The 20531-nt window shown below is 72.7% G+C and carries 23 protein-coding genes; 10 read left to right on the top strand and 13 right to left on the bottom strand.

The window, feature by feature from the left end:
- Positions 1-150 precede the first annotated feature (150 nt).
- From HTZ77_RS40120 to HTZ77_RS40110, 3 genes are read left to right on the top strand one after another with little or no spacing between them, the layout of a single operon-like run.
- On the top strand, positions 151-1476 hold the full coding sequence (locus HTZ77_RS40120; protein ID WP_175595005.1) for an MFS transporter: 1326 nt from the start codon (positions 151-153) through the stop codon (positions 1474-1476).
- A gap of 10 nt (positions 1477-1486) precedes the next feature.
- The gene (locus tag HTZ77_RS40115; protein ID WP_175595004.1) at positions 1487-2152 is read left to right on the top strand and encodes a response regulator transcription factor; all 666 of its coding nucleotides are present in this window, start codon (positions 1487-1489) and stop codon (positions 2150-2152) included.
- Positions 2149-3486, top strand: a complete 1338-nt coding sequence (locus HTZ77_RS40110; RefSeq protein ID WP_175595003.1) for a sensor histidine kinase — start codon at positions 2149-2151, stop codon at positions 3484-3486. Before HTZ77_RS40115 ends, HTZ77_RS40110 begins: the two co-directional genes overlap by 4 nt.
- A 4-nt stretch (positions 3487-3490) precedes the next feature.
- On the opposite strand, the gene HTZ77_RS40105 is transcribed toward HTZ77_RS40110, so the two are convergent.
- On the bottom strand, positions 3491-4390 hold the full coding sequence (locus HTZ77_RS40105; protein WP_175595051.1) for a TAXI family TRAP transporter solute-binding subunit: 900 nt from the start codon (positions 4388-4390) through the stop codon (positions 3491-3493).
- A gap of 41 nt (positions 4391-4431) precedes the next feature.
- On the opposite strand from HTZ77_RS40105, the gene HTZ77_RS40100 reads away from it, so the two are divergent.
- Both HTZ77_RS40100 and HTZ77_RS40095 read left to right on the top strand, forming a co-directional pair.
- Positions 4432-5157, top strand: coding sequence for a Mut7-C RNAse domain-containing protein (locus tag HTZ77_RS40100; protein WP_407940643.1), 726 nt, complete (start codon positions 4432-4434; stop codon positions 5155-5157).
- A 59-nt stretch (positions 5158-5216) separates the two neighbouring features.
- Entirely contained in the window at positions 5217-5753 is a 537-nt protein-coding gene (locus HTZ77_RS40095; RefSeq protein ID WP_175595001.1) for a hypothetical protein, read from the top strand.
- A gap of 77 nt (positions 5754-5830) precedes the next feature.
- Here HTZ77_RS40095 and era read toward each other — a convergent pair whose 3' ends face one another.
- From era to HTZ77_RS40055, 8 genes are all read right to left on the bottom strand, one after another.
- Entirely contained in the window at positions 5831-6757 is a 927-nt protein-coding gene (gene era, locus HTZ77_RS40090; protein ID WP_175595000.1) for a GTPase Era, read from the bottom strand.
- Positions 6739-7233, bottom strand: a complete 495-nt coding sequence (locus HTZ77_RS40085) for an NUDIX domain-containing protein (RefSeq protein WP_175594999.1) — start codon at positions 7231-7233, stop codon at positions 6739-6741. Before HTZ77_RS40085 ends, era begins: the two co-directional genes overlap by 19 nt.
- Position 7234: 1 nt before the next feature.
- Positions 7235-7555: a cytidine deaminase gene (locus HTZ77_RS40080; protein ID WP_328809053.1), complete on the bottom strand. Its 321-nt coding sequence runs from the start codon at positions 7553-7555 to the stop codon at positions 7235-7237.
- Between the two features lie 10 nt (positions 7556-7565).
- Positions 7566-8234, bottom strand: coding sequence for a hypothetical protein (locus HTZ77_RS40075; protein WP_175594998.1), 669 nt, complete (start codon positions 8232-8234; stop codon positions 7566-7568).
- A 354-nt stretch (positions 8235-8588) separates the two neighbouring features.
- Positions 8589-9887, bottom strand: coding sequence for a hemolysin family protein (locus tag HTZ77_RS40070; protein WP_175594997.1), 1299 nt, complete (start codon positions 9885-9887; stop codon positions 8589-8591).
- The gene (gene ybeY, locus HTZ77_RS40065; protein WP_175594996.1) at positions 9884-10360 is read right to left on the bottom strand and encodes an rRNA maturation RNase YbeY; all 477 of its coding nucleotides are present in this window, start codon (positions 10358-10360) and stop codon (positions 9884-9886) included. Before ybeY ends, HTZ77_RS40070 begins: the two co-directional genes overlap by 4 nt.
- Positions 10357-11397 carry a PhoH family protein gene (locus tag HTZ77_RS40060; protein ID WP_175594995.1) on the bottom strand — a complete coding sequence of 347 codons (1041 nt, stop codon included), beginning with the start codon at positions 11395-11397 and terminating at the stop codon, positions 10357-10359. Before HTZ77_RS40060 ends, ybeY begins: the two co-directional genes overlap by 4 nt.
- Positions 11398-11502: 105 nt before the next feature.
- A complete protein-coding gene (locus HTZ77_RS40055) occupies positions 11503-11847 on the bottom strand; it encodes a histidine triad nucleotide-binding protein (RefSeq protein WP_175594994.1) in 345 nt (114 codons plus the stop codon).
- A gap of 324 nt (positions 11848-12171) precedes the next feature.
- Between HTZ77_RS40055 and HTZ77_RS40050 the strand changes: the two genes are divergently transcribed.
- Both HTZ77_RS40050 and HTZ77_RS40045 read left to right on the top strand, forming a co-directional pair.
- Positions 12172-12651: a SigE family RNA polymerase sigma factor gene (locus HTZ77_RS40050; protein ID WP_175595049.1), complete on the top strand. Its 480-nt coding sequence runs from the start codon at positions 12172-12174 to the stop codon at positions 12649-12651.
- Positions 12648-13289 carry a hypothetical protein gene (locus tag HTZ77_RS40045; RefSeq protein ID WP_175594993.1) on the top strand — a complete coding sequence of 214 codons (642 nt, stop codon included), beginning with the start codon at positions 12648-12650 and terminating at the stop codon, positions 13287-13289. Before HTZ77_RS40050 ends, HTZ77_RS40045 begins: the two co-directional genes overlap by 4 nt.
- Positions 13290-13343: 54 nt before the next feature.
- Here the strand turns inward: HTZ77_RS40045 and HTZ77_RS40040 are convergent, their stop codons facing one another.
- From HTZ77_RS40040 to hrcA, 3 genes are all read right to left on the bottom strand, one after another.
- Positions 13344-14069: a 16S rRNA (uracil(1498)-N(3))-methyltransferase gene (locus HTZ77_RS40040; RefSeq protein ID WP_175594992.1), complete on the bottom strand. Its 726-nt coding sequence runs from the start codon at positions 14067-14069 to the stop codon at positions 13344-13346.
- Between the two features lie 103 nt (positions 14070-14172).
- The gene (gene dnaJ, locus HTZ77_RS40035; protein ID WP_175594991.1) at positions 14173-15312 is read right to left on the bottom strand and encodes a molecular chaperone DnaJ; all 1140 of its coding nucleotides are present in this window, start codon (positions 15310-15312) and stop codon (positions 14173-14175) included.
- 11 nt (positions 15313-15323) lie between these two features.
- Complete coding sequence (gene hrcA / locus HTZ77_RS40030; protein ID WP_175594990.1) at positions 15324-16337, bottom strand: heat-inducible transcriptional repressor HrcA; 1014 nt, start codon at positions 16335-16337, stop codon at positions 15324-15326.
- Positions 16338-16489: 152 nt separating this feature from the next.
- On the opposite strand from hrcA, the gene HTZ77_RS47035 reads away from it, so the two are divergent.
- From HTZ77_RS47035 to HTZ77_RS40015, 3 genes are read left to right on the top strand one after another with little or no spacing between them, the layout of a single operon-like run.
- Positions 16490-17608, top strand: a complete 1119-nt coding sequence (locus HTZ77_RS47035) for a hypothetical protein (RefSeq protein ID WP_235995866.1) — start codon at positions 16490-16492, stop codon at positions 17606-17608.
- 18 nt (positions 17609-17626) lie between these two features.
- On the top strand, positions 17627-18433 hold the full coding sequence (locus HTZ77_RS40020; RefSeq protein ID WP_175594989.1) for a DUF3097 domain-containing protein: 807 nt from the start codon (positions 17627-17629) through the stop codon (positions 18431-18433).
- A complete protein-coding gene (locus HTZ77_RS40015) occupies positions 18430-19242 on the top strand; it encodes a DUF4870 domain-containing protein (RefSeq protein WP_175594988.1) in 813 nt (270 codons plus the stop codon). The genes HTZ77_RS40020 and HTZ77_RS40015 overlap by 4 nt, the downstream gene beginning before the upstream one ends.
- On the opposite strand, the gene hemW is transcribed toward HTZ77_RS40015, so the two are convergent.
- Positions 19235-20455, bottom strand: a complete 1221-nt coding sequence (gene hemW / locus HTZ77_RS40010) for a radical SAM family heme chaperone HemW (RefSeq protein ID WP_175594987.1) — start codon at positions 20453-20455, stop codon at positions 19235-19237. The genes HTZ77_RS40015 and hemW overlap by 8 nt on opposite strands.
- Positions 20456-20531: the final 76 nt, after the last annotated feature.

Genomic DNA, 20531 nt, shown 5'->3' with positions numbered 1-20531 from the left:
CGCTCACCGGCCCGGTGCGAGGAGGCCCTTCTTCACGTGCGCGTTGCCCCGATGTTAAGCGTGCGTTAGATATCGGCCTCCTCCCCTTGTTCGAACAACCTTCTGCGGCGAGGCTCTGGCCTGCAACTACTCCCCCCAGGAGGTACACCAGTGAGCACACCCAAGGTGCCGTGGAAGGCGGTCGTCGGCGGCTCCATCGGCAATCTGGTCGAGTGGTACGACTGGTTTGTCTACAGCAGCTTCGCTGTCTACTTCGCCGCCTCCTTCTTCCCTGACGGCGACGCGACCACCCAGCTGCTCAACACGGCCGGCATCTTCGCCGTGGGCTTCTTCATGCGGCCCGTCGGCGGCTGGCTGCTCGGCCGCTACGCCGACCGGAAGGGCCGCAAGGCCGCGCTCACGCTCACGGTCACCCTGATGTCGGCCAGCGCCCTGCTGATCGCCATCGCGCCGACGTACGAGGCGGTCGGCTTCTTCGGCGCCGTCGTCCTGCTGGTGGCCCGTCTCCTGCAGGGTCTGTCGGTCGGCGGCGAGTACGCCGCCAGCGCCACCTACCTCACCGAGGCAACGCCTCCCGGCAAGCGCGGTCTGGCCTCCAGCTTCCAGTACGTCTCGATGACGGCCGGTCAGCTCGTCGGCCTGGGCCTGCAGATCATCCTGCAGAACACCATGTCGGACGAGGTCCTCAAGTCCTACGGCTGGCGCATCCCGTTCGTCATCGGCGCGCTCGGCGCGGCGGTGGTGTTCTACCTGCGGCGCAACCTCCTGGAGACCGAGGCGTACGACGAGGAGGAGCGCGAGGTCGAGGGCGGCACCAAGGACCGCGGCACCATCAAGGCCCTGATGGCGCACAAGAAGGAGGCGCTGCTCGTCATCGCCCTCACCATGGGCGGCACGGTCGCGTACTACACCTACACGACCTACCTGACGAAGTACCTCGTCAACACCGCGCACCTGGAGAAGCAGACCGCCACCCTGATCAGCTTCTGCGCGCTGTTCGTCTTCATGCTCATCCAGCCGCTCGCCGGCTCGCTGTCGGACCGCATCGGCCGCCGGCCGCTGCTCATCACGTTCGGCATCGGCTCGCTGCTCGGCACCGTGCCCCTCATGACGGCGCTGGCCAGCGTGGACGGCTTCATCGGCGGCTTCGTCCTCTCGCTGGTGGGCCTGATCATCATCACCGGCTACACCTCGATCAACGCGGTGGTGAAGGCGGAGCTGTTCCCGACCAACATCCGGGCGCTCGGCGTGGCCCTGCCGTACGCCATCGCCAACGCCCTGTTCGGCGGCACCGCCGAGTACGTGGCCCTGTGGTTCAAGTCCAGCGGCATCGAGTCCGGCTTCTACTGGTACGTGTCCGGTTGCGCCGCGGTGTCCCTGGCTGTGTACCTCACCATGCGCGAGACCCGCGACGCCGCCCTCAGCCGCTCCGAGCAGAAGGCGGGCGAAGCGGAATCGGTCCCGATTCGCCTCTAGTCTGGGCGACATGCGAGTTCTCCTGGTCGAAGACGACGATCGGCTCGCCTCCGCGCTCACCACGGCCCTCGCCCGCCACGGCCATCAGGTCGCGCGGGCGGGGCTGGCCGTCGACGCCCTCCGCCTCGCGGGGGGCGTCGACTTCGTCCTGCTGGATCTGGGCCTGCCCGACATGGACGGTCTCGACGTGCTGCGCCGCCTGCGCCGCGTGTCGGCGGTCCCGGTGATCGTGGTGACCGCCCGGACCGAGGAGCGCGAGGTGCTGCGCGGGCTGCGCTCGGGCGCCGACGACTACCTGGTCAAGCCGTTCCGCACGGTGGAGCTGATGGCCAGGATGGAGGCCGTCGTGCGGCGCGGCACCCGGCCGATGCCCGAGCGCGGGCAGGTGGTGAGCGTGGGCGACGTCCGCATCGACCTCGTCGCCCGTCAGGTCACCGTGGCGGGGGCGGCGGTGACCCTGACCCGGCGCGAGTTCGACGTGCTGGCCCTGCTGGCCCGCGAGCCGGGCGTGGTGCGCAGCCGCGAGGAGATCCTCGACGAGGTCTGGGGCGACCCGCTGCTGTCGGCGTCCCGCTCGCTCGACGTCCACGTCGCGGGCCTGCGCTCGAAGACCGGCCGGCCCGGCCTGGTCGAGACGCTGCGCGGCACGGGCTACCGCCTGGGCTCCGCCACGTGAACTCCCGCCTGGTGATCACGTTCACCACGCTGATCGCGATCCTCATCACGGCGCTGGCCGTGCCCCTGGCCCTGTCCTACGCCTCCCACCGCACCAACCGGCTGCTGCTGGACCGCCGCGCCGACGCCACCCGCTTCGCGGAGCTGGCCGACCAGGCGGCCCGCGAGGGCGACCACACGAGCCTGACCTCCGAGGTGGTCCGCTACGCCGAGCTGTACGGCGCGGCCGTGCGGGTGCGCGACCGGGGCGGTCGCGTGCTCGTCACGGCCGGCCGGTTCGAGGCCGACGACACCGAGCCCACCCGGCTCGCGCTGTCCGGCCGCACCACCGAGGACCTGCCCACGGTCGATCCGTTCGGCCCGGCCAGCGTGCTGCTGGCCGAGCCGGCGGGCCGCGACGCCCAGCTCTCGGGCGCGGTGCTGCTCCAGGCCCGCACCGACCAGGCCCGGCTGGACGTCGGGATGGTGTGGGGCGCGCTGGCGCTCGGGTCCCTGATCGCGCTGGCCTACGGCGTGCTGGCGGCGCGGCGGCTGGCGCGCTGGATCCTGCGTCCGGTCACGGAGCTGGACCGCACGACGCGGGCCATCGCCGAGGGCCATCTGGACGCCCGCGCCCACCCGGGTGTCGGCCCCACGGAGCTGCGGCGGCTGGAGGAGCGGTTCAACGCGATGGCCGACGCCCTGTCGGGGGCGATGGAGCGGCAACGGGCCTTCGTCGCCGACGCCTCCCACGAGCTGCGCACGCCGCTGACCGTGCTCGGGCTGCGGCTGGAGAACCTGGAGCCGCACCTGCGTGACGAGGGCTCGGCCGAGTTCGAGGAGGCCATGGCCGAGCTGGACCGGCTGGCCGTGCTGGTCGAGGACCTGCTGGCGCTGGCCCGGGTGGAGGCGGGCGCGATCGCCGACGACAAGGAGGTCGAGCTGCGGCCCCGGCTCGGGGTGTGGCGCGAGGTGTACGCGGCCAAGGACATCACCCTCGACATGGACGTGCCGGAGATGTCGGTCGTGCCGGAGGCGGCGGCCAGGATCGCCGACATCGCCCTGGACAACGCCCAGAAGTTCGTGCCGCCGGGCGGCAAGGTGACGGTCACGCTGCACGACGGGGTGCTGCGCGTCGCCGACGACGGGCCGGGGCTCGCCGAGGAGGAGCGGGCCGACGCGCTCGGCCGTTTCTGGCGCTCGGTCAGCCACGCCAACGTGCCGGGCAGCGGGCTCGGGCTGGCGATCGCCGCCGAGCTGGCCAAGGCGTGCGGGGCGACGCTGTCGCTGCTGTCCGCCGACCCCCACGGCCTGGTGGTGGAGCTGCGCCTGCCCGAGCAGTACGGGAGCGACTGAGGTCTCAGCCGTAGACGGAGCGGTAGTAGCGGGCCGCGCCCGGGTGGAGCGGGACGATGCCGGTCCCGATGGCGTACCTCTTGTCCAGCCGGCCGCCGGGCGCCGAGGGGGCCTGGAGCCGGTCGCGGGCGCGGAAGAGCGTCTCCGTGATGGTGTAGGCGGCGTCCTCGGGCAGGTCGCGGCGGCACATCAGGTAGCTGGGGGTGCCGACGGTCGGCACGGGCAGCGATCCCGCGTACACGCCGGCCGGGACGTCCGCCGGCTCGTAGACCGGCCCGTACGTGCGGCGCAGCACCGGCACCAGCGACTCCAGCGGGACGAGCCTGATGCCCTCGGTCGCGGCGAGCGCCGGGGTCGGGACGCCGCCCGACCAGAAGAACGCGTCGACGTCCCCCTCGCGCAGCGCCAGGATGGAGGCGTCCAGCCCGAGCCGGAGCGTCCCCGCGCTCGGCAGGCCCGCGGCCGACAGCACCCGCGCGGCCGTCACCGCGGTGCCCGACCCCTCGGCGCCGATGGACACCACCCGCCCGGCCAGGTCCTTCGGCTCGAAGACCGCCGAGTCGTGGCGGACGACCAGGTGAACGTAGTTCATGTACATCCGGGCCAGCGCCGCGACGGGCTGGTGGCGTACCCGCACCGCGTCGTCGGCGCTGTCGGCCAGCGAGAAGCCGACGTCGGCGCGGCCGTCGGCGAGCATCTGGAGGTTCTGCACGCTGGCCGCCGTCTTGATCACCTGCACCGCGACGCCGTCGCGCCGCAGCTCGACCGCGAACCGGTCGCCCAGCACCTCGTACGGACCGCCCGCGAGCCCGGTGGCCAGCCGGATCGCGTGCTCCTCGTCCTCGGCCGGCGCGCAGCCGGTGGCCGCGAGCGCGGTGAGCGCGAGGAAGGCGCGGCGGGACATCGGCACGATCTCACGCTATCGAATCACGCAGAATGAGAGATATGACCCAACGGGACGCACTTCTCCGGATCGCTCCGGAGCTGAGGATGTTCCTGCCCGTGAGCCGCCGCCAGGAGTGGCAGCGGGTGGCTCCGGACGGCAGCTCCACCCTCGGGCACCACGTCGAGTCGGCCGGCATCCCCCTGACCGAGGTCGGCCCCATGACCGTCGACGGCCGCGGAGTCGGCCCCTCCCACCAGCTCGCCGCCGGCGACGTCGTGGAGGTCGGCCCGGTGCCGCGCCCCCAGCAGCTCCCCCGCGAGCCGCGGTTCCTGCTGGACGTCCACCTCGGCACGCTGGCGCGGCGGCTGCGGCTGCTCGGCATCGACGCGGCCTACCACAACGACATGGACGACCCGGCGCTCGTCGTCCAGGCCAACGAGGAACGGCGGGTGCTGCTCACCCAGGACCGCGGCCTGCTGCGCCGCCGCGCCCTGTGGCTGGGCGCGTACGTGCGCGGCTCGCGGCCCCAGGACCAGCTCCGCGACCTCATGGAGCGCTTCGCGCCGCCCCTGCGTCCGTGGACGCGCTGCACCGCCTGCAACGGCGAGCTGACCCCCGCCGACAAGGAGACGGTCGCCGCGCGCCTGGAGGCGGGGACGCGGCGCAGCTACGACGCGTACGGGCAGTGCCGGGCATGCGGCCAGGTGTACTGGCACGGCGCCCACAGCGGCCACCTGGAGGAGATCGTCCGCACGGCCCGCGCGTGGGCGGGCAGCCTCTCCTGACCCCGAGCGCTCAGCACGGCGCCCTGGCCGGGACGGCGTCGCCGTCCTATGGTGGCCGTGTGGCCGATCCCCTTCAGCCGGGCCGGACGGGCCCCCATCGGACGGGCCCTCATCGGACGGGCCCCCATCAGCCAGGCACCGTCAGACGCGGCAGGCGCGGGTACGCGCTGGCCGCCAGCGTTGCCGCGGCGCTGCTCGTGGTCTGCGCCGTCCTGCCGTGGGCGGGCATCGAGGCCAGGAGCGACGTCATCGGCGGCGGTCTCACCAGCGACGTCCGGGGCGTCGACGCCGGGCTCGGCGTCTCGACCCTCGTCGCGGGGCTGGCGGCGCTGGCGCTCGGGGTGGCGGGGCTGCTGGGCCGCCGCCCGTGGGTGGCCGCGCTCGCGGCACTGCCGGGAGCGTTCGCGACCGTGCTGCTGGTGATGTTCGCGGCCGACCCGGGCGGCGTGACCGGCCGGGTCTCGCTCGACCTGGGCGGGATGCTGTCGGTGGGGCCGGTCATCAGGTACGGGTGGTTCGCGGCGCTGGCCAGCTCGCTGGCGCTGGTCCTCTTCGCCGTGCTGACCGCCGCGCGCCGCTCCTCCGCGACCGACTGACGGCGGCGCGAGGCACGCCGGCTGGTCGTGAAGGCCCGAGGCTCGCCGGCCGGTCGTGAATGCCCGAGGCTCGACGATCAGTCGTAGAAGCCGAGCCGGCGCAGCTGCTTGGGGTCGCGCTGCCAGTCCTTGGCGACGCTGATGCGCAGGTCGAGGTAGACGCGGGTGCCGAGCAGCGCCTCGATCTGCTGGCGGGCCCGCGTGCCCACGTCGCGCAGCCGCTCGCCCTTGTGGCCGATGACGATGGCCTTCTGCGACGGCCGTTCGACGAACATGTGGGCGTAGATGTCGAGCAGGTCGTCGCGGCCCTCGCGTGGCAGCATCTCGTCGACCACCACGGCGATCGAGTGCGGCAGCTCGTCGCGGACGCCCTCCAGCGCCGCCTCCCTGATCAGCTCGCCCACCAGCACCTGCTCGGGCTCGTCGGTGAGCTGCCCGCCCTCGTAGAGCGGCGGGGACTCGGGCAGGTGCTCGATCAGCACGTCGCCCAGCACGTCGAGCTGGTCGCCGCGCTCGGCCGAGACCGGCACGATCGCGGCGAACTCCGCGACCTGCGACACCGCCAGGAGCTGCTCGGCGATCTGCTCCTTGGTGGCCAGGTCGCACTTGGTGACCACGGCGACCACCGGGGTGCGCTTGACGGCGGCGAGCTTGTCGGCGATGAACCGGTCGCCCTTGCCGATCGGCTCGTTGGCCGGCACGCAGAACCCGATGACGTCGACCTCGGTCAGCGTGGACAGCACCAGGCTGTCGAGCCGCTCGCCGAGCAGGGTGCGCGGCCGGTGCAGGCCGGGTGTGTCGACGATGACGATCTGCGCGTCGGGCCGGTGGACGATGCCGCGGATGACCCGGCGGGTGGTCTGCGGCTTGGAGGAGGTGATCGCGACCTTCGTGCCCACCAGGGCGTTCATCAACGTGGACTTGCCGACGTTGGGCCTTCCCACGAAGCAGGCGAATCCGGCGCGATGGTTGTCTGGCGAGGTCACTAGTGCATTGTCGCCCATCGGCGGGTCTGCCCGCGCCACCAGGCGAACACCTCGGGCAGCACGCGGGGCGACCACGGCGTCATCCGCAGCCCCGCCAGCTCCTCCTCGGTGACCCACCGGTAGTCGGTGATCTCGTCGCCGTCGGGCTGCGGGACGCCCGACGCCAGCGTGCAGCCGAACACGGCGATCATGTACTGGCACTGATGCCCGTTGGGATAGACGGCACGGAACTCGGGGCCGCCGTACACGCCGATCACGCCGCGTACCTCGACCTCGACCGCCAGCTCCTCGCGCAGCTCCCTGACCACGGCGTCCTCGGGCCGCTCGTCCGGGTCGAGCCCGCCGCCGGGCGCGGCCCACAGCCCGACGTCGCCGTGGCGGGCCACCAGCAGCCGCCCCGACTCGTCGAACACGCACCCGCACACCGACGGCAGCAGCAGCAGCTCGGATCCGACCTTCGCGCGCAGCCCGGCGAGGTACGGCGACATCGGCATGTCAGCCCCGCAGGGCGCCGTCGGGACCGGCCACGAGCAGCGCCTTGACGCCCAGCTCGCGCGCGACCTCCTCGTCGGCGGGGCTCGGGCCGTCGCCGGCGGTGACGAGCGCGACGGCCTCCAGGGACTGAGCGCCGCTGGAGACGGCCATCGCGACGGCCACCTGCACGGCCGACAGCCGCAGGGAGGAGAGCGCGACGTCGGTCGCGGAGTAGGTGCGGCCGGTCTCGTCGCGCACGGCGGCGCCCTCGGCGGAGCCGTTGCGCGCACGGGCGGCGCGGGCCAGCGTGATGATCTTGCTGTCTTCGGGATCGAGAGTCACGGGCACCAGACTAGGCGCTGGCCATCTTCAGGACGGCGCCGACCAGCCGTTCGGTGCTCGCCCGCTCCACACGGGCCATGCCGGTGTGCACGATCGAGACGAGCGTGTCGCCCGAGCGGGCGAGCACCACGTCCATCGTGTACGGGTATCCGCGCAGCTTCCCGCGCAGCCGGGCGCTCACGGCCTGCTCGCCGGACGCCTCGACCGGCAGCGAGCGCAGCCGGAGCCGCGTGCCGCCGGGCGCCCGGACGGTCTGGCACTGGGCCAGCGAGCCGGCGAGCGCGTCGAGGTGGCTGCCGGCCTCGGAGCCCGAGTAGCGGGCCAGGCCCACGGCGACCTGCTCGCCCAGCTCGTCCCCCTGGTAGCTGACCGCCGCCTGCCCGGTGAGCGCCCGCAGGGGCGCCCGGCCGCCCGCGGGCTCCAGGACGGCGCGGCAGTCACGGTCGGCCACCTTGAACGGCATCCGCCACGCCGCGCCGGGCCGGGGCGAGAACCCGTCGGGCAGCGCCTCCGGCCGTTCGAGCAGCGCGTGCAGCCTGACCGACGCCCGGGCGCTGGAACCCGAGGTGGTGTACGTGGCGGCGTTCCCGCCGCCTCTCCGCGCCTCGCAGGCCGCCAGGCATCCGGCCAGGAGCGCGGCGGCCGTGGTGAGCCCGATGATCCGCAGTCCGCGTCGCATGATTACCTCCGCTCGCGGATCTCCCCGGGGGTCGAACAGGACAACCCACCACAGTCACCAATAAAGGCCCAAACGCTGAAAGGGTGCCCTCGTCCGGCTTTACGGACGAGAGCACCCTTACGCCAAGCAACGCCGCGATCGTGATGATCGAGACGTTGCCGCCCCCCGGGAGCGTCCTCCGGCCGCGAACCCCACCCGGCGTTCGGACGCTTCCCTCGTTCGACGCCCTCCGCACTGGGCGTCGAGACAAGACTGGGGCACCCGGCTTGCAGATGACTTGTAGAACACTTGCCACAACTGCCAACAAATGCCGCATTGCTGCAATCACCTGCGGCGTCGGCGGTGGGGCGGGGGTCAGTCCTGCTGTTCGGCGGAGGCCGGGACGGTCTCGTCCTCCGGCCGCGTGATCCGGCGGACCACGACCGTGCTGATGCGGTTGCGGCGGCCCGCCAGGCTCTCGGCCGTGAGCTGGAGCCCGGCGACGTCCGCCTGCGAGCCGGCGATCGGCACCCGGCCGAGCGCGTGGGCCAGCAGCCCGCCGACCGTCTCCACGTCGTCGACCTCGATCTCCGTGTCGAACAGCTCGCCCAGCTCGTCCACCGGCATGCGGGCGGTGACCCGCAGCCCCCCGTCGGGCATGGGCTCGACCCGGGGCGCCTCCTGGTCGTACTCGTCGGCGATCTCCCCGACGATCTCCTCCAGGACGTCCTCGATCGTCACCAGCCCGGCCGTGCCGCCGTACTCGTCGATGACGATCGCGAGGTGGGTCTGCCGCGCCTGCATCTCGCGCAGGAGCTGGTCGATCGGCTTGCTCTCGGGCACGTACGTGGCCGGCCGCATGATCGAGTCGACCCGCTCGCCGCCGCCGTCCTGACCCGACTCGTGCACCCGGCGGATGATGTCCTTGAGGTAGGCGATGCCGACGACGTCGTCCTCGTTCTCCCCGACGACGGGGATGCGGGAGAAGCCGCTGCGCAACGCCAGCGACAGGGCCTGGCTGAGCGTCTTGCCGCGCTCGATGAAGACCATGTCGGTACGGGGCACCATGACCTCGCGCACCAGCGTGTCGCCCAGCTCGAACACCGAGTGGATCATCTCGCGCTCGTCCGGCTCGATGACCCGGCGCTCCTCGGCCAGGTCGACCAGGTCGCGCAGCTCGGCCTCGGAGGTGAACGGGCCCTCGCGGAACCCCTTGCCGGGGGTCAGCGCGTTGCCCAGCAGGATGAGCAGCTTGGGCAGCGGGCCGAAGATCCGGGTCAGCCCGTAGACGATCGGCGCCCCGGCCAGCGCGATGGGCTCGGCGTGCTGGCGGCCCAGGGTGCGCGGCGAGACGCCGACGATCACGTAGCTGACCACGATCATCACGGCGGCGGCCGTCACGTACGCCCACCCCTGGTCGCCCAGCCGGTCGATGCTCAGCAGGGTGACGATCACCGTGGCGACCAGCTCGCAGCTCAGCCTGAGCAGCAGGAGCAGGTTGAGGTAGCGCGGCGGGTCGGTGACGATGGCCTGCAGCCGCACGGCGCCGCGCCTGCCCTCGCGGACGAACTCCTCCGCCCGCACCCGTGAGATGCGGGTCAGAGCCGTCTCCGCGCTGGCGATCAGGCCACCGATCACCACGAGCGCGATGGCCAGGGGCAACCAGGCGTTCACCGCGGGTCGCGCTCCTCCTGCCAAGCCTCCAGCAGCCGCGCCTGCAGGCCGAACATCTCCTTGTGCTCCTCAGGCTCGGCGTGGTCGTAGCCGAGCAGGTGCAGGATGCCGTGCGTGCACAGCAGCTCCAGCTCGTCACGGGTGGAGTGGCCGGCCTCCTCGGCCTGCCGGGCCGCGACCTGCGGGCAGAGCACCACGTCGCCGAGCAGCGCCGGGTCGGCGGGCGCGTCGCCGTCGCCCCGCGCCCCGCCGCCGGGGCGCAGCTCGTCCATGGGGAAGGCGAGGACGTCCGTGGGACCGGGCTCGCCCATCCACTTCTCGTGCAGCTCGGCCATGGCGTTCTCGTCGACCACCATGATGGACATCTCGGCGAGCGGGTTGACGCCCATCTCGCCGAGCACGTGGGCGGCGAGGCGGACGATGTTCTCCTCGTCGACCTCGACGCCCGACTCGTTGTTGATCTCGATGCTCATCGCCGCTTACCCCGGTGCTGGATCGGCTTGGCGGGCCCGGCCGCCTCCTGAAGGGCGTCGTAGCGCCCGTAGGCGTCGACGATCTCGCTGACCAGCTTGTGGCGCACCACGTCGGAGCTGGTCAGGCGGGCGAAGTGGATGTCGTCGATGCCGTCGAGGATCTCCTGCACGACGCGCAGCCCGCTGGTGGTGCCCGCCGGCAGGTCCACCTGGGTCACGTCGCCGGTCACCACGATCTTGGAGTTGAAGCCGAGCCTGGTCAGGAACATCTTCATCTGCTCGGCCGAGGAGTTCTGGGCCTCGTCGAGGATGATGAAGGCGTCGTTGAGGGTGCGGCCCCGCATGTACGCCAGCGGCGCGACCTCGATCGTGCCCGCCGCCATCAGCTTGGGGATGGAGTCGGGGTCGACCATGTCGTGCAGCGCGTCGTACAGCGGCCGGAGGTAGGGGTCGATCTTCTCGTACAGCGTGCCCGGCAGGAAGCCGAGCCGCTCGCCCGCCTCGACGGCGGGACGGGTGAGGATGATCCGGTTGATCCGCTTCTCCTGGAGCGCCCGCACGGCCTTGGCCATGGCGAGATAGGTCTTGCCGGTGCCGGCCGGACCGATCCCGAACACGACCGTGTGGTTGTCGATCGCGTCGACGTAGCGCTTCTGGTTGACGGTCTTGGGCCGGATCGTCCGGCCGCGCGAGGAGAGGATGTCGAGGGAGAGCACCTCGGCCGGCCGGTCGGAGGTCATGCGCAGCATGGCGATGCTCCGCTCGACCGCGTCGGGCGTGAGCTCGCCGCCGCTCCTGAGCACTTCGACGAGCTCTTCGAACAGCCGCACCACGGCCCCGCTCTCGTCGGGGCTGCCGGTGACGGTGATCTCGTTTCCTCGGACGTGGATGTCGGCCCGGAAGGCGCTCTCGATGACACGCAGCAGCTCGTCACGGGAGCCCAGGAGGCTGACCATCGGGTATTCGTCCGGAATCAGCACCTTGGCCTGTGTGCGCGTCGGAGGTGCGGTCCGGCGGGTTTCGTGTAGTTCGGACATGGGCAGGCCAGCGGCCTGATGCCTCCCGGTCTGTTCGTGTGTGCTTCTTCGCCCATGGTAGCCGGGCCCACGCGAACCGTTCTCGCTAATATCGGCCGGGCGCCGTCAGCCGGGGGGCCAGGTCAGGTCGCGGCCACCGAGCACGTGCGCGTGGACGTGGAAGACCGTCTGGCCCGCGCCGGGACCGGTGTTGAAGACCACGCGGTAGCCGGTGCCGGCCACGCCGTCCTGGACGGCCACGGCGTGGGCGGCCTTGAGGACGTCGTCGGCCAGCCCGTCGTCGGCCGCGGCCAGCGCCGCCGCGTCGGCGTGGTGCTCCTTGGGGATGACCAGGACGTGGGTCGGGGCCTGCGGGTTGATGTCGCGGAACGCGAGCGCCCGGTCGGTCTCCAGGACGACCTCGGCCGGGATCTCCTTGGCCACGATCTTGCAGAAGAGGCAGTCGGTCACCCGCCCACCCTATCGAGGCGCCCCGCTCCCCTCGGGGCGACAGGGCCGCCTGGAACGTTCCCGACATCCAGGAACCCGTTGTGAATCGGTGACCGAGCGCGCCGTGCAAGGGAAGATCCTCGCGGTTAGGGTGGGTGTGCGAGACTTCAAGCACAACTGGACACATCAGGGTCGGGCACGGCCACCTGGCGAGGACACGACTGGGTAATGCCCTTCAAGGAACGTAAACCCTCTCGGAAGGCCGCGCGTCCTCATGAGGTGACCACCGAGACCCTTCTGGCCGACAGGTCGTTAGGGGCGGTGCCGGTCGGGTGGGACGCCGACATGGCCGTGACGGCGCTGTACAGCGCGCACTTCCGGTCATTGGTGCGTCTCGCTGTGTTGCTGGTACGCGACATGGCGACCGCCGAGGAGGTCGTGCAGGACGCGTTCGTCGCCATCCACGGCGCCTGGCGCAGGCTGCGCGACCCCGACAAGGCACTCGCCTACCTGCGTCAATCCGTCGTCAACCGTTCCCGATCGGTGCTGCGTCATCGCGCGGTCGTCGAGAAGTATGCTCCCAAAGGTCTGCCCGACGCCCCGAGCGCCGAGAACGGCGCGATCGGCGAGCTCGAACGCTCGGCCGTGATCGAGGCGCTGCGGGCCCTGCCGGCACGTCAGAGAGAGGCGCTCGTCCTTCGCTACTACGGTGACCTGTCCGAGGCTGAGATCGCCCACGCCATGGGCATCAGCAAGGGAGCGGTCAAGAGCCACACCGCACGTGGCATGGCCGCTTTGCGTTCCGTCCTGGAGAAGATGTCATGACCCAGCCCCCCGACGAGTACGGCGACGTGCTGCGCCGTGTGCTGCGCGCGGAGGCGGACACGGTCGTGCCCTCGCCGGACGGACTGGAGGTCATCCGCGCCCGCATCGAGCGGCGCGGCGTCCGCAACCTGTTCTGGTGGCGCGCCGGCGCCGCGGCCGCCAGCGCCGTGCTGGTGGCCGGCACGATCGTCATGGTGATCCCCGACCTGCGCCAGCAGGTGCTGCGCGAGACCGTGCAGGACGTGCGCAGCACTTCCACGCCGCCCTCCGGTTCCTCCACCACCCGCGCCGTGTCGCCCGAGCCGCCGCAGCGCAGCGAGCCGCGCGAGGTCGTGGTGGTGCCCGACCCCACGACCCGGCCGCCCCGGCACGTCCCCGAGACCGCGCGGTCCACCAGCAAGCCGGCGCGTCCCAGCCCGTCCCCCACCCCGTGCGCCTCGACGGCCGACGCGCGGGCCGACGACTGCCCCAGTGTGACGCCGTCCCCGACGCCCACCCCGTCCGCCACGGCGACGGACGCGACGCCGACGGTCGTCCCGTGCCCGGCCGACGACTGCCCGCCCGACGACCCGCAGCCGACGCAGCCGACCCAGGCCGTCACCACGATCCTGAACACCGAGCCGATCGCCCCGCAGTAGACGCGTCAGGCGTCCCCGGGCGTCAGAGGCGTCAGGCGTCCTCGGCTGTGGGGATCACCAGCGGCCGGTGCGGGCCATGAGCACCGAGGCCGCCGCGATCCCGGCCGTCGAGGTGCGCAGCACCGTCGGCCCGAGCAGCACCGGCACGGCGCCGGCTGCCCTGAACCGGGCCACCTCCTCGTCCGCGATCCCGCCCTCCGGGCCCACGACCATGACGATGTCGCCGTCGGCCGGGACCTCCAGGCGCGACAGCGGCTCGGCGGCCTCCTCGTGGAGCACCAGGGCCAGGGCCGCGTCGTGCAGCAGCTTCTCCACCTGGGCCGTGGACGCCGGCTCGGTCACCTCGGGCAGGTGGAAGCGGCGGGCCTGCTTGCCCGCCTCGCGGGCCGTGGAGCGCCAGCGGGCCAGCGCCTTGACCGCCCGGTCGCCCTTCCACTGGGTGATGCTGCGGGAGGCGGACCACGGGACGATCACGTCCACGCCCGCCTCGGTCATCATCTCGACGGCCAGCTCGCCCCGGTCGCCCTTCGGCAGGCCCTGCACGGCCACGATCCGGGGGCGGGGGGCCGGCACGTCGTACCGTCGGACGACGTCGAGCCGCAGGGAGTCCTTCAGCGCCTCGCGCACGACGCACTCGGCGACCGCGCCGGAGCCGTCGGTCAGGTCCACCCGCTCACCGGCGCGCAGCCGGCGCACGGCGGCGGCATGGCGCCCCTCGGGGCCGTCGAGCAGCAGCTCGGAGCCGTCCAGGCGGTCGGCCAGGAAGACGGGAACGCTCACGCCCGCCCGCCCGCGCCGGACTCACCGAAGCGGCGGCGCAGCCCGTCCGGGCCGGGCTCACCGGAGCGGCCACGTAGCCCGTCCCGCCCGGCCTGCGTCCGGGTCATCGGCCGTTGAAGGCGTCGCGCAGCCGCGAGAAGAACCCCTGCTGCCCCGGCGCGAACTTGCCGGGAGGCCGCTCCTCGCCGCGCAGCTTGGCCAGCTCGCGCAACAGCTCCTCCTGCGCCGGGTCGAGCCGCGACGGCGTCTCGACGTTGACGTGGATCAGCAGGTCGCCGCGGCCGCTCTCGTTGAGCCGCTGCACGCCCCGGCCGAACATCGTGATGACCTGCCCCGACTGGGTGCCCGGCCGCACGTCGATCTCCTCGGCGCCGTCGAGCGTCTCCACGCTGAGCACGGTGCCGAGCGCCGCGGCCGTCATCGGGATCTGCATCGTGCAGTGCAGGTCGTCGCCGCGCCGCTCGAAGATCTCGTGCGGGCGCTCGACGATCTCCAGGAACAGGTCGCCGGGCGGGCCGCCGCCGGGGCCGACCTCGCCCTCGCCGGCGAGCTGGATGTGGGTGCCGTCCTCGACGCCCGCCGGGATGCGCACCTTGATCGTACGGCGGGTGCGCACGCGGCCGTCGCCGGAGCACTCCTGGCAGGGGTGGCGGATGATCGACCCGAAGCCGCCGCACTGGGGACACGGCCGGGACGTCATGACCTGGCCCAGGAACGACCGGGTGACCTGGGAGATCTCGCCGCGGCCGTTGCACATGTCGCAGGTGTCGGGGTGGGTGCCGGGAGCGGCGCCGGCGCCGTGGCAGACCTCGCACAGCACGGCCGTGTCGACGACCAGCTCCCTCGTGGTGCCGAACGCGGTCTCGCGCAGGTCGAGCTCGACGCGGATGGTCGCGTTGCGGCCCCTGCGGGCGCGCGAACGGGGGCCGCGGGCGCCGCCGGCCGAACCGAAGAACGCGTCCATGATGTCGCTGAACGGGAAGCCCGCGCCGAAGCCGCCGGCTCCCGCGCCCGCCGCGGCGCCGCCGAACGGGTCGGCGCCCAGGTCGTACATCTGGCGCTTGTTCGTGTCGGACAGCACCTCGTAGGCCTGCGTGATCTCCTTGAACCGCTCCTGGGTCTCAGGGTCGGGGTTCACGTCAGGGTGGAGCTCACGGGCCAGCCTGCGGTAGGCCTTCTTGATCTCGTCCTGACTGGCGTCACGGCGCACCCCGAGGGTGGCGTAGTAGTCGCTGTTTGCCACTTATCGACCTCTTATGATGCAGCCAGGATCTGGCTGACGTAGCGTGCTACCGCGCGTACGGCGCCCATCGTCACGGGGTAGTCCATCCTCGTGGGACCCAGCACGCCGAGGCGTGCCAGTTGGTTGTCGCCAGAACCGTATCCGGTGGCGACGATGGACGTGCCGTGCAGATAGGGGTTTTCGGAGCCGATGCGCACGGTGAGCGCGGACGGGGTGTCGCCGGACGTCTCGCCGAGCAACCGCATGAGCACGACCTGCTCTTCCAGGGCCTCCAGCACGGCGCGCAGACCGGTGGTGAAGTCGGCGCCGGCGAGGTTGGCCGCCCCGGCGAAGACGATCTTCTCGTCGTGCCGTTCGACCAGGGTCTCGAGCAGCACCGACAGGATCGTGGCCACGGCCGGCCGGTCCTCGGCGGGCAGCCGCTCGGGAAGGTCGGCGACCAGGTCGGGCACGGCGCTCAGGCCGCACCCGTCGAGACAGGCGTTGAGCACCGCCCGCAGGTGCGCGATGCGGGTCTCCTCCACGACCTCGGGCAGCTCGACGACCCGCTGCTCGACGCGGCCGGTGTTGGTGATGAGGACCAGCATGACCCGCCGGTCCGTCAGCGGCACCAGCTCGACGTGGCGCACGGTCGAGCGGGTCAGCGTCGGGTACTGCACGACCGCCACCTGCCGGGTGAGCTGCGCGAGCAGCCGCACGGTGCGGGTGACCACGTCGTCGAGGTCGACCGCGCCCGCCAGGAACGTCTCGATCGCCCGCCGCTCCGCCCCCGACAGCGGCTTGACCTGGGACAGCCGGTCGACGAACAACCGGTAGCCCTTGTCGGTCGGCACGCGGCCGGCGCTGGTGTGCGGCTGGGTGATGTAGCCATCCTCCTCCAGCGCGGCCATGTCGTTGCGGACCGTGGCGGGGGAGACCTTGAGATTGTGGCGCTCTGCCAGCGCCTTGGAGCCCACCGGTTCGTTGGTGGACACGTAGTCTTCGACAATGGCGCGGAGCACCGCCAGCTTACGATCGTCGAGCACGTGCTCACCTCCTGCCTCTGCCTCGCGGGAACGACCGTCTAGCACTCTGTGTTCCCGAGTGCCAAGTGTACGGCTCTCACCCACAAGGTGCGATAACACCTGACCATCATGCTGCTGGCGCGGGCCCGCGGTCAGGGATCACACTGGCCGACATGACCGACGATTCCCCGTCCCAGCCGCCGGAGTCCGAGCCGTCCGGCCCGGCGCCCGGATCCGGCCCGCACCCCGGTCAGTCCAGCCCACCCCCGTACGGCCCACCGCCGGGCGGCCAGGCCCCGTACCCGCCGTACGGGCGGCAGCCGTACGGGACGGGCCCCCACGGCGCGCCGCCGCAGCAGGCCCCGTACCCGCCTCCGCCCCACGGCGGGCCGCCGGGTGAGCAGCGAGCCTACCCGCCGCCGCCCTACGGGCCGGGACCTTCGACGGGCGAGCACGCCCCCTTCCCGCAGGCACCTCCTCCCCCGCAGGGTCCGTACGGCCCGCCGTCGGGTCCCCAGGGTCCTTACGGCCCGCCGTCGGGTCCCCAAGGTCCTTACGGCCCGCCGTCCGGTGCGCAGGGGCCGTACTACGGGCCTCCGTCGGAGCCGCAGGGTCCGTACGCCGGGTCGGGCCCCCAGGGCCCGTACGGCGGCGGGCCGGGCGGGCAGGGGGCGTACGGCGGGCAGCCTTTCGGCGCGGCCGGCCCGTACGGCGGCGGCCCGTTGTCCACGCCGTGGGTGAGCCCCAAGCTGCTGCGTCCCCCGCTGTGGTGGGTGTGGGCGGCCTGGGGGGTCGCGCTGGTGTGCGTGGTGGCCGGGGTGCTGCTGTTCGCCAACGGCGTGACGGACACGGTGAACGGCGCGCTGCCGACGAAGACGTTCGCGGCGGGCGAGATCGTCTCGGTGACCGTGGACCCCGCCGACGACCCGGTCGTGTACCTGGCCAGCGCCACCCCCGTCGAGTACACCTGCTCGGTCACCGGCGGCGACGGCAGGGGCCTGCTGGCCAGGATGCCCGGCAGCATGACGGTCACCCAGGGCTCGACCCGGTGGCAGGCCATCCTGGCCCTGAACGTGTCCAAGGCCGGCGGCTACGTGCTCAAGTGCGGCACCCCGCAGTCGGCGGGCGCGCGCTTCGCGGTGGGGCCGTCCGTGGGCGCCGGCGGGCTGGCGGGCGGCGTGGCGGCGCTGTTCCTGCTGCCCGGCGCCGGAATCCTGCTGGCGCTCGTCGTGACGGTCGTCGTCCTGGTACGGCGCAGCTCTCACCGCAAGCGCCTCGCCGCGGGCGGGTGATTTGCTACGGTCCCCGGTGTGTACGACGGTGATGTTCTCGCGGGAAACTGGCGGCGTCCGGGCAAGGGCACGATCCCGAAGGTGCCCGCCGAACTCGACCTCGTCGTGGAGGACGCCGAGAGCGGCTTCTGCGGCGCGGTCGTGGCCTGTGACAAGGAGGCCGTCACGCTGGAGGACCGCTTCGGCAAGCGACGGCTGTTCCCGCTGGCGCCCGCCGCGTTCCTGCTGGAGGGGAAGGTCGTGACACTGGTGCGGCCGGCCGTGGAGCCGCGTGGGCCGAGGCGCAGCGCGTCCGGGTCGATCGCGGTGGAGGGGCTGCGCGCCAAGGTCGCCAAGGAGAGCCGCATCTACGTCGAGGGCGTCCACGACGCCGCCCTCGTCGAGAAGATCTGGGGCCACGACCTGCGCGTGGAAGGCGTGGTGGTCGAGTACCTGGAGGGCGTGGACGACCTGCCCGCGATCGTCGCCGAGTTCGGCCCCGGCCCGGGACGCCGGCTGGGGGTGCTGGTCGACCACCTGGTGCCCGGCTCCAAGGAGAGCCGCATCGCCGCCCAGGTGACCTCGCCGGACGTGCTCGTGGTGGGACACCCGTTCGTGGACGTCTGGCAGGCGGTCAAGCCGTCCGTGCTGCGCATCCCCGCCTGGCCGGAGGTGCCGCGCGGGGTGCCGTGGAAGGAGGGCGTGATCGCCGCCCTGGGCTGGCGGGTGGAGCCGGCCGAGGCGTGGCGGCGCATCCTCGGATCCGTCTCCTCGTTCGCGGACCTGGAGCCCGAATTGCTCGGCCGGGTGGAAGAACTGATCGACTTTGTCACGGAGGCACGATGAGTCAGGACCCGCCGCACCACCAGCCCGACGACGACGCCACCCGGCGCGTCCCCCGCCCGGATCCCGAGCCCGGTCCGGCGTACGGGTCGGGCCCGCAGCCCGGTCCGGCATACGGGTCGGGCCCGCAGCCCGGTCCGGCATACGGGTCGGGCCCGCAGCCGGGGCCGCCGTACGGGTCGGGACCCGGCTACGGCGCCGGGCCCCAGTCCGGCGGCCAGGGCTACGGCGCGGGGCCGCAGTCCGGCGGCCAGAGCTACGGTTACGGCCAGCAGCCGCCCCCGCCACCCGGCTACCAGCCACCCGGACACCAACAGCCCGGACACCAACAGCCCGGTCACCAGCAATCCGGTTACCAGCAGCCCGGCTACGGCCACCAGCAGCCGAGCGCGCCCGGCTACCCGGGCAACCCGGGATACCAGCAGCCCGGTCCCGGATACTCGAACCCGTACCAGCGCCCGCCGCACCGGCCCGGCGTGTACGGCCCCCGTCCCGGCACGGACGACACCACGATGGCGATGCTCTCCCACCTGCTGGGACTGCTGGTCTCCTGGGTCGGCCCGCTGATCATCTACCTGATGAAGAAGGACGAGGCCCCCTACGTCCGGGACCAGGCGGCCGAGGCCCTGAACTTCCAGATCACGATGTTCATCGGCTACGTGGTCGCCGGCATCCTGTCGATCTTCCTGATCGGGCTGTTCCTGTTCCCGATCGTGTGGGTCGTGTCGCTGGTCTTCCACATCCAGGCGGCCCTGGCCACGAACCGGGGCGAGAACTACCGCTACCCGCTCTCCGTCCGCCTGATCAGCTGACCATGTCGCGGACCAGCGCGTCCGCGAGCAGCCGGCCCTTCAGGGTGAGCACCATGAGACCGGCCTTGAACTCCTCGGGCCGCAGCAGCCCGCCCGCGAGCGCGGCGGCGACGGCCGTCCGCGCGCGGGGGGCGACGTCGGCGAGCGGGTAGCCGGACACCAGCCGGAGCTCCAGCATGAGGCGTTCGGTCTCGCGGTCCTCCGTGGAGAGCACCTCGCGCGCGTGCGCGGGCGAGGTGCCGGCGGCCAGGCGCTGGGCGTAGGCGGCCGGGTGCTTGACGTTCCACCAGCGGGCGCCGCCCACGTGGCTGTGGGCGCCGGGGCCGGCGGCCCACCAGTCGCCGCCGGTCCAGTACAGCAGGTTGTGCCGGCAGCGGGCGGCCTCGGACGTGGCCCAGTTCGACACCTCGTACCAGTGGAACCCGGCCTCGCCGAGCATCGCGTCGGCGATCTGGTAGCGGTCGGCGGCCACGTCGTCGTCGGGCATGGGCAGCTCGCCGCGCCGGATGCGGGCCGCCAGGCGGGTGCCGTCCTCGACGATGAGGGAGTACGCGGAGACGTGGTCGGGCTCGGCCTCGATGGCGGCGGCGAGCGAGGCCCGCCAGTCGTCGTCGGACTCGCCGGGCGTGCTGTAGATGAGGTCGAGGTTGACGTGCTCGAACCCGGCCTTGCGCGCCTCCTGGACGGCCTGGGCGGCCCGGCCGGGGGTGTGGTGGCGGTCGAGGACCTTGAGCACGTGCTCGCGGGCGCTCTGCATGCCGAAGCTGACGCGGGTGAAGCCGCCCTCGCGCAGGCTCTCCAGGTAGGCCGGGTCGACGGACTCGGGGTTGGCCTCGGTGGTGACCTCCGCCCCCGGCGCGAGGCCGAACTCCGCGTCGATGGCCGCGAGGATCCGGGTGAGGTCGGCCGGAGGGAGCAGCGTGGGCGTGCCGCCGCCGAAGAACACGGTCTGGACCGGGAGGTCGGCGTCGCCGAGCACGCGCCGCGCCAGCCGCACCTCCTGCAGGACCGTGTCGGCGTAGTCGCGCTGTGAGGCGCCGGGGCCCAGCTCGGCGGCGGTGTAGGTGTTGAAGTCGCAGTAGCCGCAGCGCGTCACGCAGAACGGCACGTGGACGTAGAAGCCGAACGGGCGTCCGCCGAGGCCGCGCAGCGCGGTCTCGGGCAGCTCGCCCGAGGCGGGCGCGGCATCGCCGTCGGGCAGGGTGGATGGCACGCTTCCAGTCTGCCCGCCCCCGGCGACTGCCCAGACCGCCGCCGGTCCCGGACCGGACCACCGCCGGCCCCGCCGC

It is taken from the genome of Nonomuraea montanisoli (genome assembly GCF_013363975.1).
GTDB classification, from domain to species: Bacteria; Actinomycetota; Actinomycetes; order Streptosporangiales; family Streptosporangiaceae; genus Nonomuraea; species Nonomuraea montanisoli.
The sequence above is the reverse complement of the archived record's forward strand: the minus strand, read 5'-3'. Positions and strand labels throughout refer to the sequence as shown.

Coding starts and splice junctions, on each gene's coding strand:
- HTZ77_RS40085 (WP_175594999.1), bottom strand. CDS start 7,233: ATGCCGATGTCGCCGTACCTCGCCGGGCTGCGCGCGAAGGTCGGATCC.
- HTZ77_RS47035 (WP_235995866.1), top strand. CDS start 16,490: ATGACCGACGATTCCCCGTCCCAGCCGCCGGAGTCCGAGCCGTCCGGC.
- HTZ77_RS40050 (WP_175595049.1), top strand. CDS start 12,172: ATGGCCGTGACGGCGCTGTACAGCGCGCACTTCCGGTCATTGGTGCGT.
- ybeY (WP_175594996.1), bottom strand. CDS start 10,360: ATGAGCATCGAGATCAACAACGAGTCGGGCGTCGAGGTCGACGAGGAG.
- HTZ77_RS40045 (WP_175594993.1), top strand. CDS start 12,648: ATGACCCAGCCCCCCGACGAGTACGGCGACGTGCTGCGCCGTGTGCTG.
- era (WP_175595000.1), bottom strand. CDS start 6,757: ATGGGCGACAATGCACTAGTGACCTCGCCAGACAACCATCGCGCCGGA.
- HTZ77_RS40100 (WP_407940643.1), top strand. CDS start 4,432: ATGACCCAACGGGACGCACTTCTCCGGATCGCTCCGGAGCTGAGGATG.
- HTZ77_RS40115 (WP_175595004.1), top strand. CDS start 1,487: ATGCGAGTTCTCCTGGTCGAAGACGACGATCGGCTCGCCTCCGCGCTC.
- HTZ77_RS40075 (WP_175594998.1), bottom strand. CDS start 8,234: ATGCGACGCGGACTGCGGATCATCGGGCTCACCACGGCCGCCGCGCTC.
- HTZ77_RS40105 (WP_175595051.1), bottom strand. CDS start 4,390: ATGTCCCGCCGCGCCTTCCTCGCGCTCACCGCGCTCGCGGCCACCGGC.
- HTZ77_RS40015 (WP_175594988.1), top strand. CDS start 18,430: ATGAGTCAGGACCCGCCGCACCACCAGCCCGACGACGACGCCACCCGG.
- HTZ77_RS40060 (WP_175594995.1), bottom strand. CDS start 11,397: ATGTCCGAACTACACGAAACCCGCCGGACCGCACCTCCGACGCGCACA.